Annotated in this window: 13 protein-coding genes and 1 pseudogene; 3 read left to right on the top strand and 11 right to left on the bottom strand. The window is 63.6% G+C overall.

Annotated elements, in window-relative coordinates; all coding sequences use genetic code 11:
* Nucleotides 1–38 precede the first annotated feature (38 nt).
* Complete coding sequence (locus FXB38_RS23470; RefSeq protein WP_148753339.1) at nt 39–851, top strand: class I SAM-dependent methyltransferase; 813 nt, start codon at nt 39–41, stop codon at nt 849–851.
* A 31-nt stretch (nt 852–882) separates the two neighbouring features.
* Here the strand turns inward: FXB38_RS23470 and FXB38_RS23465 are convergent, their stop codons facing one another.
* The 10 genes and pseudogenes from FXB38_RS23465 to FXB38_RS23420 all read right to left on the bottom strand — a co-directional run bounded on the left by FXB38_RS23465 (nt 883) and on the right by FXB38_RS23420 (nt 13422).
* Nucleotides 883–2454, bottom strand: a complete 1572-nt coding sequence (locus tag FXB38_RS23465; RefSeq protein ID WP_148753338.1) for a L,D-transpeptidase — start codon at nt 2452–2454, stop codon at nt 883–885.
* A 316-nt stretch (nt 2455–2770) separates the two neighbouring features.
* The gene (locus tag FXB38_RS23460; RefSeq protein ID WP_148753337.1) at nt 2771–3961 is read right to left on the bottom strand and encodes a CaiB/BaiF CoA transferase family protein; all 1191 of its coding nucleotides are present in this window, start codon (nt 3959–3961) and stop codon (nt 2771–2773) included.
* A gap of 40 nt (nt 3962–4001) precedes the next feature.
* Nucleotides 4002–5212, bottom strand: a pseudogene (locus tag FXB38_RS23455) (ABC transporter substrate-binding protein).
* A gap of 190 nt (nt 5213–5402) precedes the next feature.
* Nucleotides 5403–6098 (bottom strand): ABC transporter ATP-binding protein, encoded by a 696-nt coding sequence (locus FXB38_RS23450; RefSeq protein WP_148753336.1) that lies wholly within the window; start codon nt 6096–6098, stop codon nt 5403–5405.
* Nucleotides 6098–6868 carry an ABC transporter ATP-binding protein gene (locus FXB38_RS23445; RefSeq protein ID WP_148753335.1) on the bottom strand — a complete coding sequence of 257 codons (771 nt, stop codon included), beginning with the start codon at nt 6866–6868 and terminating at the stop codon, nt 6098–6100. The genes FXB38_RS23450 and FXB38_RS23445 overlap by 1 nt, the downstream gene beginning before the upstream one ends.
* Entirely contained in the window at nt 6865–8157 is a 1293-nt protein-coding gene (locus FXB38_RS23440; protein WP_148753334.1) for a branched-chain amino acid ABC transporter permease, read from the bottom strand. Before FXB38_RS23440 ends, FXB38_RS23445 begins: the two co-directional genes overlap by 4 nt.
* A complete protein-coding gene (locus tag FXB38_RS23435) occupies nt 8154–9101 on the bottom strand; it encodes a branched-chain amino acid ABC transporter permease (RefSeq protein WP_148753333.1) in 948 nt (315 codons plus the stop codon). Before FXB38_RS23435 ends, FXB38_RS23440 begins: the two co-directional genes overlap by 4 nt.
* A gap of 120 nt (nt 9102–9221) precedes the next feature.
* Nucleotides 9222–10454: a branched-chain amino acid ABC transporter substrate-binding protein gene (locus tag FXB38_RS23430; protein ID WP_148753332.1), complete on the bottom strand. Its 1233-nt coding sequence runs from the start codon at nt 10452–10454 to the stop codon at nt 9222–9224.
* Between the two features lie 224 nt (nt 10455–10678).
* Complete coding sequence (locus FXB38_RS23425; protein WP_148753331.1) at nt 10679–11725, bottom strand: fatty acid desaturase; 1047 nt, start codon at nt 11723–11725, stop codon at nt 10679–10681.
* Between the two features lie 260 nt (nt 11726–11985).
* On the bottom strand, nt 11986–13422 hold the full coding sequence (locus FXB38_RS23420) for a lipopolysaccharide biosynthesis protein (protein WP_148753330.1): 1437 nt from the start codon (nt 13420–13422) through the stop codon (nt 11986–11988).
* A 272-nt stretch (nt 13423–13694) separates the two neighbouring features.
* Between FXB38_RS23420 and FXB38_RS23415 the strand changes: the two genes are divergently transcribed.
* Together FXB38_RS23415 and FXB38_RS23410 are read left to right on the top strand one after the other, a co-directional pair.
* Nucleotides 13695–14780 carry a glycosyltransferase gene (locus FXB38_RS23415; RefSeq protein ID WP_148753329.1) on the top strand — a complete coding sequence of 362 codons (1086 nt, stop codon included), beginning with the start codon at nt 13695–13697 and terminating at the stop codon, nt 14778–14780.
* A 100-nt stretch (nt 14781–14880) separates the two neighbouring features.
* Nucleotides 14881–15948, top strand: a complete 1068-nt coding sequence (locus FXB38_RS23410) for an endo-1,4-beta-xylanase (protein ID WP_148753328.1) — start codon at nt 14881–14883, stop codon at nt 15946–15948.
* Between the two features lie 58 nt (nt 15949–16006).
* Here the strand turns inward: FXB38_RS23410 and FXB38_RS23405 are convergent, their stop codons facing one another.
* Nucleotides 16007–16957 carry a DUF6492 family protein gene (locus FXB38_RS23405; RefSeq protein ID WP_148753327.1) on the bottom strand — a complete coding sequence of 317 codons (951 nt, stop codon included), beginning with the start codon at nt 16955–16957 and terminating at the stop codon, nt 16007–16009.
* Nucleotides 16958–17015: the final 58 nt, after the last annotated feature.

Below are 17015 nucleotides of genomic sequence, written 5' to 3'. Positions count from 1 at the left end.
ATCCTGGCCGTGATAGCTGAACCTTCAGCGAGGCATCCATGTCCAGCACTGACAAGGTTTTCGCCGGCTCGGTCCCAAAGCTGTACGACGAATATCTGGTGCCGCTGATCTTCTCCTTCTATGCCGACGACCTTGCCCGGCGCATCGCGGCGCTGTTGCCCTCGGACTTGCTCGAGATCGCCGCCGGCACCGGTGCCGTCACGCGGGCCGTGGCGGCGCTGCTGCCTCCCAGTGTCCGATATGTCTCGACCGACCTCAACGAACCGATGCTCGCGGTCGCGAAGCAGCGTCAGGGCGATGACCCCCGCATGTCCTGGCGACAGGCGGATGCGCTAGCGCTGCCCTTCGACGATGCCGCGTTCGACGTCGTCTGCTGCCAGTTCGGCGCCATGTTCTTTCCGGATCGCAGCAAGGGCTATGCGGAAACGAAGCGGGTGTTGAAGCCTGATGGCGCGTACCTGTTCAGTGTCTGGGACCGTATCGAGGACAATGTGTTCGCGGACGACGCGACGATCACGCTCGGCAGGATGTTTCCTGACAATCCGCCGCTGTTCATGGCGCGGACGCCGCACGGCTACCACGACAAGGCTGTCATCAAGGCCGATCTCGAACGCGCGGGCTTCAAGGACATCTCGATAGAGACGCTGACAGCAATGAGCCGCGCGCCTTCGGCGGAATATGTCGCGATCGCCTACTGCCAGGGAACGCCACTGCGCGGCGAGATCGAGGCCAGGGATGCGAGCAAGCTTGAGGCCGCAACCGATGCCGTTGCGCAAGCCATCCGAAAACGCCACGGCTCCGGACCGGTCGAAGCCAGGATTCAGGCCCTGGTGATCACGGCCCGGCCGTAACGGCGCGAGCCGCTACGCTCCGGCCGCGCGCCTACCAAAAGCTCCGCTGCACCGGTTGCGTCGATTGATAGTACTGGTACTGGCCGCCGCGGCGGCGCGGATTGACCGGCTGCGGGGTGGGATCGCGCTGCCCAAAGAAGAAGAAGCCATTGCCGCCAAAGCCGTTGCCGCCCCAGCCATCGTCGGTGGCCACCTCCATCGGCGGCGCGGTCGGCTTGCGTGTGATGAAGCCGCCTTGCGGATGGTTGCTCAGGACCGCGACGAACTCGGTGCGGTAGTTGGTCTCGGCGCTCAGCGGCTCGTCCGAGATGATGATCGACGAGCGCGGCAATGCGGTCGGCCCGATGCGATCCCACACCTCCTGCGGAATGGTGACGCGGTCGAGCGCATCCTTGGCGCTGTCGCCCTCGTCGATGGTGACGACGCTCCAGCGCAGGCCGGTGTCGTTCTTCGCCATCGCCGTGAAGATGTGCGTGCCGAGCGGCTGGTCGGGATTGCGGATGGTGACGGGAACCTCGATGCTGGTGTCGAACACCTCGCCGCCGCCGTCGGGCGCCGGCTTGTGGGTATTGCGACGCACGTAGAGCTTTTGCGTCGAGCGGCTGATGTAGACCGATACCGGCTCTAGCGCGAGCTTTGCGTCGGTCGCAGCCTTCACGGCTTCAGCCTTCTTGGCCGCGGCCGCCTTGGCAGCATCCTTTGTTGCGGCAACCGCGTCGCGCTTCGGTTGCGCGGCGGCCTTGGCGGCGTCCAACTGAGTTGCCGCATCCGCGGCCTTGGTCGCGGCCTTCTGCTTCAGCTCGTCGGCCTTTGCCTTGGCCTGATCAGTCTTGGCATTCGCGACCAGCTTGTCGGCATAGGCGTTGTCGGCGTCGGCGCGCGCCTTCTGCTGCTCGAGCTTGCGCAGCGATGCCGGAAGCGATTGCGCATCCTTCGCGGCTGCCGTCGCGGCCTTCTTGGCGTCATCAGCCGCGCTCGCGGCTTCCTCCGCCTGGGCGGAGAGCTTGTCGGCACGATTCGGTGCCGCCGCGATGACCTCCTTGCTCGGCACGAACAGCGAGGGATGCGAGAAATCGACCGGAGCGGCGTCGTTCGGCGAGATGATCACCCGCATGCCGATATTGGTCTTGTCGAACAGGCCTTCGGCGAAGGGGAAGGGCATCCGCACGCAGCCGTGCGAGGCCGCGTAGCCGGGCAGCGGCCCGCCATGCAGCGCGATGCCGTTCCAGGTGATGCGCTGCATGTTCGGCATCCAGGCATCGTCATACATGGTAGAGTGGTGGTCCTTGTCCTTCTCGATAACGGCGAAGACGCCGGCGGGCGTCTCGCGCCCGGTCGTGCCGGTCGAGACCGGCGCGCGCAGGATCCAGCCCTCGGAATCGTACAACGTGACCTGCTGGCTCTTGATCGACACGATCGCCATGATCGGCTCGCCGGCCTCGCGCTGCGCCACCGCCTCAGCGGTCTGGCGCGGCTGCTTCGCCGCCATAGCGCCCGGGATCATTGCGGACAGCGCAACCGCTACCGCGAACATCACAATTCCGGGAGGCCCCCAACGCCGCATCGCTCCATTGGATTGCGCCGTCGTCATCAGGTCTTTCATGCCATTCCCCGGTTGCCGGTCCGCGCTTGCGTCGATCATCGATCAGATTGCGATCTCTAGATTAAGAAATCGCAGCCACCATCCGTTCCGTATCGGGCGATTTTCGGTCGGTTCCGGCGACAAAGCTCTCATATACGACGGCCCGCGCGGGCGGAAGGGCGGTCCGCGGCCGGGGCTGGCCTGGAGCTGGCGGACGCGCTCTGCGGCAGAATGTCTACCTGAAGCGGCAGGAGGGAATGTGACCGGAATCACAGAGAATTGCGCCAGGACGGCCGCCAGCAAGCGGTAGCGCTCGGCGTCAGTTGGCCCGCCCGCTCTACGGCGCGCCAACTGCCTTGTTCGCAACGAGCGCTTCGATCTCGGCGTCGCTCAGACTCGCTTCGCGCAACACCTCGCGCGAATGCTCGCCAAGGCGCGGCGCCATGCGATGGATGCCGGCCGGGCTTTCGGAGAATTTTGTCGCCGGACGCGCCTGCCGAATCCGTCCCTCAGTCGGGTGATCGATATCCGCGAACAGTCCGACAGCCGCGAGGTGCGGCTGATCGCCGATCTCGGTGAGCCGGGCAAACGCGGTGTGCGGCACGTCCAGCCGCAGCAGCAATTCTTCCCACTCTGCCGTGGTGCGGGTCGGTCCGATCTCGCTCATGCGGTCGTAGATCTTGTCGATGTTTTGCGAGCGCAGCACGGGATCGCGCACGCCGAGCTCGTCGCTCAATTCGGGGCGGCCGACGGCCTCGAAGAAGGCGCACCAATTGTCGCCCGAATAAGGTAGCATCGTCAGCCAGCCGTCCCTGGTCTTCACCGGGCGCCGGTTCTTCATGCGCTTGTAGCCGGCCGGGCCGATCGGCGGATCGAACGCGTGTCCGCCCAGCATCTCGATGCTGTTGAAACCCGCGATCGTCTCCAGCATCGGTACCTCGACCATCTGGCCTTGTCCGGTGCGCTCGCGCCTGAACAACGCTGCCGACACCGCACCGACCATCGCCATGGCGCAGATCTTGTCGCCGATCAGGCTCGGAACGAACTGCGGCTGCTCGTCAGATCCGATCGATGATGCGAGGCCGGAGGCCGCCTGGATGATCTCGTCGAAGGCGGGCCGCGCTGCCCAAGGGCCGTCCTGGCCAAAACCGGTCGCGGCGGCATAAATGAGCCGCGGGTTGAGCTTGGCGCAGTCCCCATATCCGAAGCCGAGCCGTGCCATCGCTGCGGGGCGCACATTGGTGACGAGCGCGTCGACCGTCGGGATCAGCTTCGCCAGCGCCGCCTTGCCGTCCGGATGCTTCAAATCGAGCGCGAGGCTGCGCTTGTTGCGGTTGACCGCCATGAACTGGCCGCTCATGCCGCGGTTCCGGAACACGCCGGTGTAGCGCCAGGTGTCGCCCGACGGCGGCTCGACCTTGATGACGTCGGCGCCCCAGTCGCCGAGCATTTGCGCGGCATAGGGTCCGAACAGCACGCTCGTCAGATCGAGAACGCGGATGCCGCAGAGGGGGCCGGTCGGTGCCATCGTCTCTACACTGTGGTTGGAGGAAGCATTCACGGTGAGCCTACTCGCCGAGAACGTCGCCGAACAGCTCCCAGGATTTTCCGTTGAAGCGCGCCATCTGCAACTGGCGGATCGGCGTCACCTGCTCGGCCGAGGTGTTGAGCCTGATGCCGGGCAGCAGCATCGGCAGCTCGACGTCCTTGAACGACTGCGCCTGCTTCATCAAATTGGCGCGCGTGAGATCATTGCCGGCACGCTGCAGCACCATCTCCATCATCTGCGCCATGGTGTAGCCGGTGACGTTGAAGATATCGGCGGGATCAGCGCCGGAATTGTAGGTCTTCATCCATTCGCGCCAGGCTTTCATGCCGGCGTCGTTCTCCCAGCGCGGATCACCGGGATCCTTCAGGAAGGCACCGGTGACGATGCCGACGGAATTCTCGAGCCCGGCCGGCGCCAGCACGGAGCCGACGGAATTGGAGACGGCGGGAACGATGATCTGCGGCTTCCAGCCGAGCTCGGCGACCTTCTTGATCGCCTGAGCCGCGAATTTGGGCGTGCACTCGTTGAAGAGAACGTCGGCGCCTGCGGCCTTGAATTTGACGATCTGGGAGTCGACCGTCGCATCCGTCGTCTCGTACACCGCTTCCGATACGATCTGGCTGACGCGCTCGCCAAGCCCCTCCTTGAAGCCGGCGAGATAGTCGCGGCCGGGATCCTCGTTCGGCGTGATCACCGCGATCCTGGCGTCGGGCTTGTTCGCCAGAATCCACTTGGCGTAGATCCGTCCTTCAGTCCTGTAAGTCGGCTGCGAACCGGTGGTCCAGGGAAAATGATGCGGATCGTTCCAGCGGCTGGCGCCGCTCGACGGGAACAGCTGCGGCACCTTCTTGACGTTGAGATATTTTTGCGCGGCGATGTTCGGGCCGGTGCCGAGCATCGAGAACATCGCCAGAACCTCGTCGCTCTCGACGAGACGACGCGTCTGCTCGACCGTCTTCGCCGGCGAGTAGGCGTCGTCCATGCTGAGAAGATCGACCTTGCGGGCGTTGATGCCGCCCTTGTCGTTGAGCACTTGAAATAGGCGATCTCGGCGCGGCCGATCGCGGAATAGGCCGAGGCCGGTCCCGAATAGGGCATGGTCTGGCCGAGCTTGATGCCCGTGTCGGTCGCGCCGGTGTCGTAATTTCCGGCCGTCGCGACCGAAGCAGCGCTCAGGACGGCAAGCAGAGCGACGACTCCGGCGATGAACTTGAATTGGTGGCCGGGCATGCGCGGCATCTCCTTCCCTGGCAGAGTGCATCGACGCGCGGGCTCGCAAGGCCGCGGTCAACGTCCTCCGCTTCGTTTTTTGGTTATCATCGACCGCATCGCTCGCGATGTCGGCAGGCGGGACGATACCTTGATTATCAGGCGTGAGATGTAGCTTAGAATTCAGATGCGTATGCGCGGCTTGCAGCCGTCAGACCTCGAGCCATCCCTGCCGCACGGCGGCATTGGCCTTGAGCTCTTCCGGCGTGCCTTCGAACACCACGCGGCCGTGGCCCATGATGTAGACGCGCCTGGAGATGCGCATCGCGATCGACAGTTTTTGCTCGACGAGGAGGATGGCGACGCCGGCCTGCGCTATCCGCGCGATGAGATCGCCGACCTGCTGCACGATCAGCGGCGCGAGGCCTTCGGTGGGCTCGTCGATCATGATCAGATCGGGATCGCCCATCAGCGTCCGGCACGTCGTCAGCATCTGCTTCTCGCCGCCGGACAGCACGCCCGCGGCCGTATCGGCACGCGCGGCGAGATTGGGGAACATGTCGAGCATGTCCTGCAGCCGCCATTTGCCGGGACGGCGCGTGTCCTTGATGCCGAGCAGCAGGTTCTGGCGAACCGTCAGGCTCGGGAAGATGTCGCGATGCTCGGGCACATAGCCGAGCCCGAGGTGGGCGATCTTGTAGCTGGGCAGGCCCGCGATGTCCTTGCCCTTGAAGCGGATCGTGCCTTGCGGGGCGACCTCACCCATGATCGCCTTGACCGTGGTGGAGCGGCCGACGCCATTGCGGCCGAGCAGGCTCACGACCTCGCCGGCGCCGACATCGAGGTCGACGCCCTGAAGAATGTGGCTCTTGCCGTAATAGGCGTGGAGATCCCTGACCTCGAGCATCAGTGCGCTTCCTCGCCGAGATAGGCTTCCTTGACCTTCGGATCGCGCCGGATCTCTTCCGGCGTGCCCGATGCGATGATGTGGCCATAGACCAGCACCGAGATGCGGTCGGCGAGGCCGAACACGACGCTCATGTCGTGCTCGACGATCACGAGCGTCTTGCCCTCGGTCAGCCGCCGGATCAGCGACACGGCGCGGTCGGTCTCCGCGTGGCTCATGCCGGCGGTCGGCTCGTCCAGCATGACGACGGTGGCGCCGCTCGCGATGGTGATGCCGATCTCGAGCTCGCGCTGCTCGGCATAGGTCAAAAGACCCGCCGGCACGTCACGCCGATGCGTCAGATGGATGTCGTCGAGAATCCGAGCCGTGCGCTCACGCACCTCCGGCAGGCTGTCGACGTTCTTCCAGAACGCGTAGCGATGCCCCGTGGCCCACAGCACGGCACAGCGCACGTTCTCCCAGACCGTCATGCGCGCGAACACGTTGGTGACCTGGAACGAGCGCGACAGGCCGCGGCGGTTGATCTCGAATGGCCGCAGGCCGGAGATCACATCGCCATTCAGCTTCACCTCGCCCGAGGTCGGGGCGATGTGGCCGCTGATCAGGTTGAACGTGGTTGATTTGCCGGCGCCGTTCGGGCCGATGATGGCGTGACGCTCACCCTCGGCAACGCTGAGATTGAGGTCGCGGATGATGCCGACATTGCCAAAACGCTTCTCGACAGCGCGGACTTCGACGGCTGCGCCCTTTCCAGATACCGCTCCGCTCATGCGAGATACCCCCGGTCCCGCGCCACCGTGCCGGCGCGGTCCCACGCCTCCGCGATCCGCCGCCAGGTCAGCCGCGCGACGACGAAGCCCCCGACAACGAGGACCGCCGCCGCGATCCATGTCACCGGCGATGTCGGATTGAAGGCGATGCCGAACAGGTTGATTGCGTCGCCGCCGGAGAAACGTGCGACGGTCTCGATGGCCAGGATCACGCCGCAAGCGAGCGCGACCGTCGGCACGATCGCAACGAGATAGGACGGGATCACCGTCCATAGCGTCCCGGCGCGGATCAGCGGCCGATGCATCATCAACAGGCCGGCAATGCCGCCCGGCGCATACATCACGATGCCGATGAAGATGATGCCGAAATAGAGCTGCCAGGCCGTGGTGAGGTTGGTCAGCCCGAGTTGGAGATAGGTCACCAGGATCGCGCCGAGGATCGGGCCGAAGAAAAACGCGGTGCCGCCGATAAAGGTCGAGAACAGCACGAGGCCGGACTGGATCGCGCCGAGATAGGCGGAGTTCGCGATCTCGAAATTGATCGCGGCAAGACCTCCGGCAATGCCGGCGAAGAAGCCTGCGAAGCAGAACGCGATGTAGCGGACGACGTGCGGATCGTAGCCGATGAACTGGACGCGCTCCGGATTGTCGCGGACCGCATTGCAGATCCGCCCGAGCGGTGTGCGGGTCAGCGCGTACATCGCGATCGCCGACAGCACCAGCCAGAAGGCGATGAGATAGTAGACTTGAAGCTGCGGCCCGAACGACCAGCCGAGCAGTTTCGGCAGCGCGGTGCGATCCGTGGTGATGCCGGACTCACCGCCGAACACCGAGCGCAGGATCAGCGATGAGGACGCCACCAATTCGCCGATGCCGAGCGAGATCATCGCAAACACCGTGCCGGCGCGCTTGGTCATGACCCAGCCGATGATCATCGCAAACATGAGGCCGCCCAGCCCGCCGAACAGCGGAATGAACGGCAGCGGGATCGGCCAGCCATGCGACACCACCGCATTCATCATGTGGCAGGCCGCGAAGCCGCCGAGGCCGTAATGCACGGCATGACCGAACGACAACAGGCCGGTCTGGCCGAGCAGGATGTTGTAGGACAGCGCGAACACGATCGCGATGCCGATCAGGCTGAAGGATGTCAGCGAGCCGCCCGACGAGAAGATCATCGGCAGGACGATCAGCACGACGATGCCGATCAGCCAGACGCCGTAGAAGCGCAGGCTTCCGCCGGCAGCATCTGCCGCCACCTTGGCGGTCGAAGTCGCAGCCGTGGTCATGATTCGCGCGTCCCCATCAGGCCCATGGGGCGTACGATCAGAATGACCACCAGCAGAAGGTACGGAACGATCGGCGCGACCTGCGCGATCGTGACGTTCCAGACGTCGGTGAGGACGGACGGTCCCGCCGACGGATCGAGCGGTCCGAAGGCGCTCGCCAGCGAGCCATCGAGCGCCACTGCAAAGGTCTGCACCAGCCCGATGACGAGCGACGCAATGAAGGCCCCCGGCAAGGAGCCGAGGCCGCCGAACACGATGACCACGAACAGGATGGGTCCGAGCGAGGCCGCCATGTCGGACTGGGTCACCAGGGCGGGACCTGCAATGACGCCGGCAAGGGCGGCGAGCGCGCTACCGACCCCGAACACCGCCATGAAGACGCGCCCGACATTATGGCCGAGATGCCCGACCATGTGCGGATGCGTCAGCGCCGCCTGAACGATGAGACCGACGCGGGTGCGTTTCAGCACGATCAGCAGCGCCACGAAAATGATGACCGACACGGCCAGCATGAAGATCTTGTAGGCGGGATAGTTGGTCGAGAAGATGGTGAAGGCCGGGAAATCCAGCAGCGCCGGCACGCGGTAGTCGAGCGGGCTCTTGCCCCAGATCATCGAGACGATCTCTTCGATCGCAAAGGCGAGACCAAACGTCAGCAGCAGCTCGGCGACATGGCCGTGCTTGTGCGTGTTGCGCAAGCCGTAGCGCTCCACCGCCATGCCAATCGCACCAACCAGCAGCGGCGCTACCACCAGCGCCGGCCAGAAGCCGATCCACTTCGTGAGCTGGAAGCCGAAGAAGGCGCCGAGCATGTAGAAGCTGGCATGGGCGAAGTTTAGCACGCCCATCATGCTGAAGATGACAGTCAGCCCGCTCGACAACAGGAAGAGCAGCATGCCGAACAGCACACCGTTCAGGGTCGAAATGACAATGAGTTCAAGCACAGCGCACTCATGGGTATCCGGGGCTCGCTGGTCCCGGTGAACATCGCCCAACCGATCAAATGCATTCCGGCCGCCTTCTCGCGACCGATAGCGGCCGCGGAAAGGCGACGTATTCCCTGATTACGGCCGCGCCATCTTGCAGGTCGTGGAGACCATAGCCTGCGGCGTGTCGATCCTGGAGACCAGATGCCAACCCCAACCGGTGCTCTCCTCGTCGAACGGCTCGCTCTCGGTCAGCTTGCCGAACGAGGAGATGTAGATCGGCTGCAAGAACTGATGATCGTCCTTGCGCATGATGCCCTGGCCACCGTCCAGGACATCGAACTTCAGGTCCTCGAGCGCCGCCGCCACTTTCACGGGGTCGATCGAGTTGGCCTTCTCGGCCGCGGCCTTGAACATCCGCATCTCGTTGACCGCACGCGGATACCACAGCGACAGGTTCACCTTGGCGCGGAAGGCCTTCTCGTAGTCCATCGCGGCCTTGTTGCCGGAGTTGGCAAAGCCCTCGGTGATCTGGAAGACTTGCCCATCGAGACCGGTCTGCTTGATGGCGGTCGGGCCACCGGCGCCGCCGGCATAATAAGTGTACCAGTTGACCTTCAGCCCGGCATCGGCTGCGGCCTTGAGCAGCAGCGCGAAATCCTGGCCCCAATTGCCGGTGACGACGCTATCGGCGCCGGACGCCTTGATCTTGGCGATGTAGGGCGAGAAGTCCGTGACCTTCAGCAGCGGATGCAGCTCGTCGCCGACGATCTGGATGTCGGGCCGCTTGGCTCCGAGCATCTTGCGCGCATCGGTGCGAACGGACTGGCCGAACGAATAGTCCTGGTTGATCAGGTACACCTTCTTGATGGAGGCGGTGTCCTTCATGTAGTTGGTCAGCGCTTCCATCTTGATGTCGGAGCTCGCGTCCCAGCGGAAATGCCAGTAGCTGCACTTCTCGTTGGTCAGGCTCGGATCGACGGCGGCGTAGTTGAAGTACAGGACTTCCTTGCCGGGATTGCGCGAGTTGTTCTTGGTGACGAAGTCCGACAGCGCCGCGCCCACGGACGAGCCGTTGCCCTGGGTGATGTAGTGAACCCCGGCGTCGATCGCCTTCTGGGCCTGAACCAGGCTCTCTTGCGGATTGGTCTTGTTGTCGAGCGGGACGATCTCGATCTTGTGGCCGAGGATGCCGCCCTTCACGTTGAGCTCGTCGGCCAGATACTGGAATGTCTTCAAGCCACCTTCGCCGACACTGGCGCCGCCGCCGGAGAGCGGATCGATGTAGCCGATCTTGAGGCTGTCCTCGGCCGACGCTGCATGACCAAGCATCGGGACGATCACGGCAATGGCCAAAGTGAGCTTGCGCATTGTTTGTTTCCTCGCTGAATTTCGACTTTAGTCGATAGATGCATGCGCATATTGCTGCGCAATTTCAAACTCCTACTGAGCAGAACGGGCTTTGATTGACAAGCTCGGCAAGGCATGGCTCCGGCTGCCGCTACCGCAAAATGTAAAAGCCGGTGGCTTATCGCGTTTGCAGAAATTTCCGTGACGAGAAATAGGCACCGCGCGGCAACGCCGGTGGGTGCCGGCTACAGGTTACAACAGTCCGCGATCACGGGCAGATCGGGCATGGACCGGGCTCTTACCTCCGCAAAGGAGACGAGCCGCAGGCGCTCCTCATCCCATAAGACCAGCGGCACAGACCGCAGACTCTGGAGCAGGGTCATTCGTCCGACGCCAGCGAGCTGCGGATGATCCCGCAACACATCCGGCAGTCGATAGCAGGGAATTCTGCTGCTGAGATGGTGGATGTGGTGGATGCCGATATTGGCCGTGAACCATCGCAAGACAGTCGGCAAATGGTAGTGGGAACTGCCATGCAGCGCAGCCTCGTGAAAACTCCAGCCTTCGTCATGGGACCAGTACGTGTCCTCGAACTGGTGCTGAACGTAGAACAGCCAGACACCGATCGACGCCGCCAGAATTATGATCGGCAGATGCACAAGCAGGAACGGCCCATAGCCCACCAGGCGGATCATCGCGGCGACGAGAACCGCGATGGCAGCATTTGTGCCCATCGTGCTCAACCAGGGCTTCCAGCCGCCGCGCATCCTCCCGACCGGCAATCGGTGCTTCAGGATGAACAAATATGAGGGACCGACGCCAAACATCACCATGGGATGCCGGTAGAGACGATAGAGCATCCGACGCCATCGAGATTGCGCGAGAAACTCGCGTACGGTCAACGTATCGATGTCGCCAAGACCCCTGTGATCGAGATTGCCGGAGCTCGCATGATGGTGCGCATGATTATGCCGCCAATAATCATAAGGCGTCAGTGTCACGACACCGATGGCCCGGCCGACCCAGTCGTTCACGACCCGGCTGCGGAAGAACGAGCCGTGTCCGCAATCGTGCTGGATCATGAAGAGGCGGACGAGCAAGCCGGCTGCGGGCACCTCGAGCAGCAAGCCAAGCCAATAGCCATTGTCAAAAGCATTCCAGGTCAGGGCCCAGATGACCAGCAACGGCACTGCCGTGACTGCCAGTTCGAGGACGCCGCGCGTACTGTCGGGCTCGCGATAACGGCCGAGCAGTTGCGCCAATGCACGGATTTCCGGCATCCTTTGAGCCATATCTAGTCTGCTTTCTGAAAATGCCCGCCCAGGACGGCACGCTTCCCGCGCACGAACGCCTTCGGCAGTGGCTCTGAGGTCGCGCTTCCAAACACTCTCTTATTGATTCGAGCGCGAATGTCCTGCCGAGCAGTATTGCACAATCCAATATCCAACATCCACCCCCGAATTTCCCGGGACAGTACGGCCCACCGCGATTGCAATCAGATGCGGGCTACCCTCCTGTTCCGACGATGCGGGCGGGCGGCGTCGGCCCGCGGCTAGACGCCGAGCGCCTTCCGGTTGAACGTCCGCAGGCACTGGAGCGACAACGTCCGCACATTCGCGACATTCAGCAGCCACGCGGCGGCGGTGTAGGCGAGGCCGCCCGCAACACTCACGACGATCAGCGACACGAGGCCGGTGCCGCCGACCTGTGCGCGTGCGATGAGGATCGCAGCCGCCATCACTGCTGCCGATGCCGCGACGCCGGCAAGCCGGTTGAGGTCGAACGGCACGGGATGGGCGCGGTGCATCAGCGTGACAGCGACAACGAAGCCGATTGCCTCGGTCGCCAGCGTCGCCAGCGCCGCACCGTAGAGGCCGTAGCCCGCTACCAGTGCGATCATCAACGCCACACTCACAACCAAGGTGAGGAACGACTGCGCCGCCAGCATGAACGGCCGCTCGGCGAGCTGGAAGCTGATCTGCACGTAGAATTGGTTGGCGATGCCGAAGAAGCGGGCGAGCACCAGCGTCGGCAACAGTGCCGACACGCCGGCGCGGAAATCGACGCCGACGAGCGTGCCCGCGACCTGGTCGGATGCGAGCGCAAGCCAGACCGCGACGGGTGCGACGACGACGAGCAGCAGCTCGAGACTCTCGGTCAAGCGCTCCCGCGTCGTCTCGTTGTTCTTTTCCGACAACGAACGAAACACCAGTGGCACGGTGGCTGCGGCGACGCTGGAGGCGATCATGACCATGAACTGGCGCGGCAGATCGGCGGCGACGCCAAAAATACCGGCGGCGTCCCTGCCGAGCAGCCAGGCGACGATGAGCCGGTCGCTGGTCGAGTAGAGCGCAACCGAGAGCCCGGCCAGCGTTAGCGGCAGGCCGTAGCGCGCCAGCTGCATGAACTGGCTGCGCTGAAAGCGCGCGATCTTCGTGCGATCGCCAACGAGGTTGAGAATGATGCCGGTCAGCGAGCCCAGGCCGAACGCCGCGAGCAGGCCCATGCCGCCCCAGCCAAGCCAGATCCCGAGCAGGCCGAAGCCCACGCTCGACACGCTGCGCACGATCGAGATCGCCGCGAAGCGATAGGGGCGCAATTTGGCACGCTCGAACTCCTGGCCGACATCGACCGCATTCGACATGATCGCGACGAACATGCTGGCGAGCACCAGCTCGACACTGACATCGCTACGGAACAGGAACACCAATGGGGTCGCGGCGCACATGGCAACGACCGTCAGCGCGAATGCGACCATCGCCGTGCCGCGAAAATCAACCTCCGACGACATCGCCTGGTAGCGTGACACCGACAGCTTGATCCAGGCGAAGAAGATCGCCCCCAGAATGCCGGCAATGCTGATGCCGACGACATAGACGCCGTACTCCGCCGGCGTCAGCAGCCGCGTGTAGGCGGTGACCGCGAAGAAGCCCACCGCCGCGGGCAGGATGTAGGCAACGAGATAGATGGAGAAATGGCGATTCAGCATGCGTGCACGGGACCGGCGGCCTTGAAATCGAGCGGCCGTTAATCAGTTGGACTTTGGCTTGACGATCGAAGGCTTGACGATCGGACTGCGCCGCAGCATCTCCCAGGATAGTCATTTAAGTCTGCAGAACGGCCGCCGAATGGGGTGGCCTCCCCGGTTTCGCGCGTTAGCGTTAAATTTGCCCTGTCCTTGTACGGACCGACCTGATCACCGAAAAGAAACCATGATTTCAAGGCGTCGCCCGGCTTTCTCTTAGTATGGACGTGACTGACATGGACGTTGCCGAGCGTGTGCGGGCAAACCCCGCCTCCGTGCCCCATGGCGGGACGGATGCGTCTCTGGTCCCGGCCGCCCCCGCCGACCGGGACGAGCGGATGACGCTCAACCTGTTCTTCGAGGAGCGGGACGACCGCTGGTTTCCGGGCGACCGCCACATCCGGCCGCTGCTGCGGCGGATGCTGCTCGGCAAGTCCTGGATCAGCGGCCAGCGGCGCGTGTTCCTCAATCTCTGTGCCGGGCTCGACCGGGTCGGGATCCGCTATCGCGTCAACGACTACGGCTACATCCGCAAGCATCCGGGCGAGCTCGCCTGCATCATCGGGCGTCCCTTCGTGCTCGACTGGTTCGCCTGGCAAAACCCGCTTTTGCTGGGGGTCGCCATGTACAACCACCCCGTGGATGCACCGGAGCATCTGAAAGACTTGCACAAGAAGACGATTTTGGTGCCCTGCGACTGGTACGCGGAGATGTGCCGGCCGTACTGGCCGCATGTCGAGGTCTGGCCGGTCGGCATCGAAACCGATGTGTGGACCGAGACCGCCGCCGAGCAGAAGAGCGTCGATGTGCTGCTCTATGACAAGGTGCGCTGGGAGCACGAGCGCTACGGGAGCGAGCTGATCGAACCGATCCGCCGGCATCTCGAAGCCAGCGGCCGCTCGGTCGAGGTGATCCGCTACGGTCACTACAAGGAAGACGACTACAAGGCGGCGCTGGCGCGCTGCCGCAGCATGGTGTTCCTCTGCGAGCATGAGAGCCAGGGCATCGCCTGTCAGCAGGCGCTGTCGAGCGGCGTGCCCGTGTTCGCGTGGAATCGCGGCGGGCCGTGGCAGGATCCGGAGTATTTTCCGGACAAGGTGAGATACGAAGGCGGCGTGTCCTCGGTGCCCTATTTCGACGCACGTTGCGGCCGCACGTTCATCGACGCGAACGGTTTCGTCGCCGGCTGGAGCGGCTTCTGGTCGCAGGTCAGCGCGGCCGACTTCGCACCTCGCGATTATGTGATGGACAATCTGACACTCGAAAAGGGCGCGCTTCACTATTACGGGATCGCTGAGGCGGTGCAGCGTCAGGCGCGCTGACAAGACCGTTCGCGAAAGTTAACCCAACAACAGGAAACCGCGGCGTCGCAAGGTGCCGCTTGGTACATTGGCGCGTTGGTTCCGAAAGGGCGGCCGCCACGTGATGAAGCTCGACAGACGCGAATTTCTCCTCGGCAGCGCCGCAACGCTCGCAGCGGGCGTATCGGCGTCAGCACTTCCGGTGTCGAAACTTGCGCAGCGCCGTCCGGGCTATGGCGCCGCCGCCACGCTCTGGGACCTGCAGGCTGATCCGCGGCTCGGCGAGGCCATCAGCACCTATTGTACGCAGGTGGTGCCGGTGCTCGAACTGAAATGGCCGATGCTGCGGCCGGACGCGCACACGTTCGCCTTCGAGCGTGCCGACGCCATCTATGATTTCGCCCAGAAGAACGACCTGACCATGCGCGGCCACGCGCTCGCCTGGTATCACGACATTCCGGACTGGACCAAGCAGATCAAGGATTCGAAAGGCGTCGAGCGCGCCTATGTCGATCACATCAACACCGTCGTCTCCTACTACAAGGACAAGCTGACCTCGTGGGACGTCGTCAACGAGCCCATCCCTGACAATCCCAAAAGCGTCACCGACCGGCGCAACACGTTCTGGACGCAGCATCTCGGCGACCGCTGGATTCCGCTCGCCTTCCGCGCCGCGGCCGCGGCCGATCCCTACGTCAAGCTCGCGATCAACGAATACGATATCGAGTCGGCGAAGGACTCGTTCATCGCCAAGCGCGCCGCCTACCGCAACCTCATCATGAATCTGCTCGACCAGGGCGCGCCCCTGCACGCGGTCGGACTGCAATCGCATCTGCATGCCGAGCTCGAGATCGACACCCATGGGCTCGCCGAGTTTGTCACCGAGCTCCGCGCGTGGGGCCTGGAGGTCTACGTCACCGAGCTCGACGTCGACGATCAGAAGCTGACGGGAAGTGCTTCGGAGCGCGATGCCATCGTCGCCAAGCGTGTCGACGATCTGCTGACGGCAATTGCGACCAGCGGACCGGCACGCTCGATCCTGACCTGGGGCATCTCCGATCGTTACAGCTGGATCAACGGCACCTTCGCCCGCAGCGACAAGCAGCCGAACCGCCCGCTGCCGCTCGACGGCGAGTTCAAGCCGAAGCCGTTCATGGACGTCATCAGCAAGTTCACGAAGGACCTGTGAGGCTTTGCCTAAGCATGATCTTTTCGGAAAACCGCTGCACACTTTTCCGGATCATGCTTTAGCCTGTTTTGGGCGTCTCGAAAGCGGTCGTGTCGCCCATGTGGTCGGGAGACAGGCTGGGACCGCGGCGGTCGCGCGAATTCAGGCGGAAGACGTCGCGGATGTCGTCGATCGAGGTCGACGAATAGGACTGGATGCAGAGCGCGACCTGCTCTGGCGATGCGGCGGCCATCAAGGCTTCGATCGCCGCGCGATCGAGGCGGGTGTCGTCCCAGTGCGAGACGGCGATACTGTCTTCGCTCACCCGGTGTGCCGCCAGATGTTCCGGCGAGTTCGCGACGAAGTTTCCATACAGCAGGTACTCGGAGAATTTCTTCTTCCGGCACAGCGCCAAGGCCCAGCTGAGGCCCGTCGCCGACTTGATGGCGCCGGTCATCGCGCGCGCGGCGTCCTTGTCCCAGACCAGCGCGTTGCCGACATAATCGTCCGCCGGGAAGGCGCGCTCCTTGATACCGAGAAGCTGATCGACGGTGCGGAGCCACAGCACATGCAGGGGATGGTCGGCGTCGATTCCCTTGCGCGTGACGAACAGCGGCGTTTTCTCCGCACCGGCATATTGGCCGACGTCGAACTCGCGGAAGAACAGATTGTCCGAGTCAAGAATACAGACGCGCTGCTCGGGTCCATTGAGCACGCCGGCGATCTTCAGGATCTGCTGGATGTGCCAGCCATGGACAGGCGATGACAGCAGCGACAGCCAGACACGGCGATTGCTGATGAACTGGAGCGACGGCGGCAGCGCCCACAGCCATTTCGGCAGGTAACGCGAGGCCGGAACGATGACGCGCTTGTCGGACGCAAACCGCTCGAACAGCGGCACGTCCTCATCGTTAACGAGAACATAATGCCGCGTGTAACCCGTCAACCAGGTGTCGATGCTCTCGCTCAGCAGCGAGAAGCGCTCGATATCCTTGGCATAGCTAGCAGTCAGCAGGGCAACGGAATGCATGATACGTGCTCAAATGGCCATCGAAACACACTCATACAAGCGACGGGAGACGTTGGAA

Origin of the sequence: Bradyrhizobium cytisi (assembly GCF_008123515.1) — a bacterium.
GTDB lineage: Bacteria > Pseudomonadota > Alphaproteobacteria > Rhizobiales > Xanthobacteraceae > Bradyrhizobium > Bradyrhizobium cytisi.
This window is presented reverse-complemented; position numbering and strand designations above follow the sequence as displayed.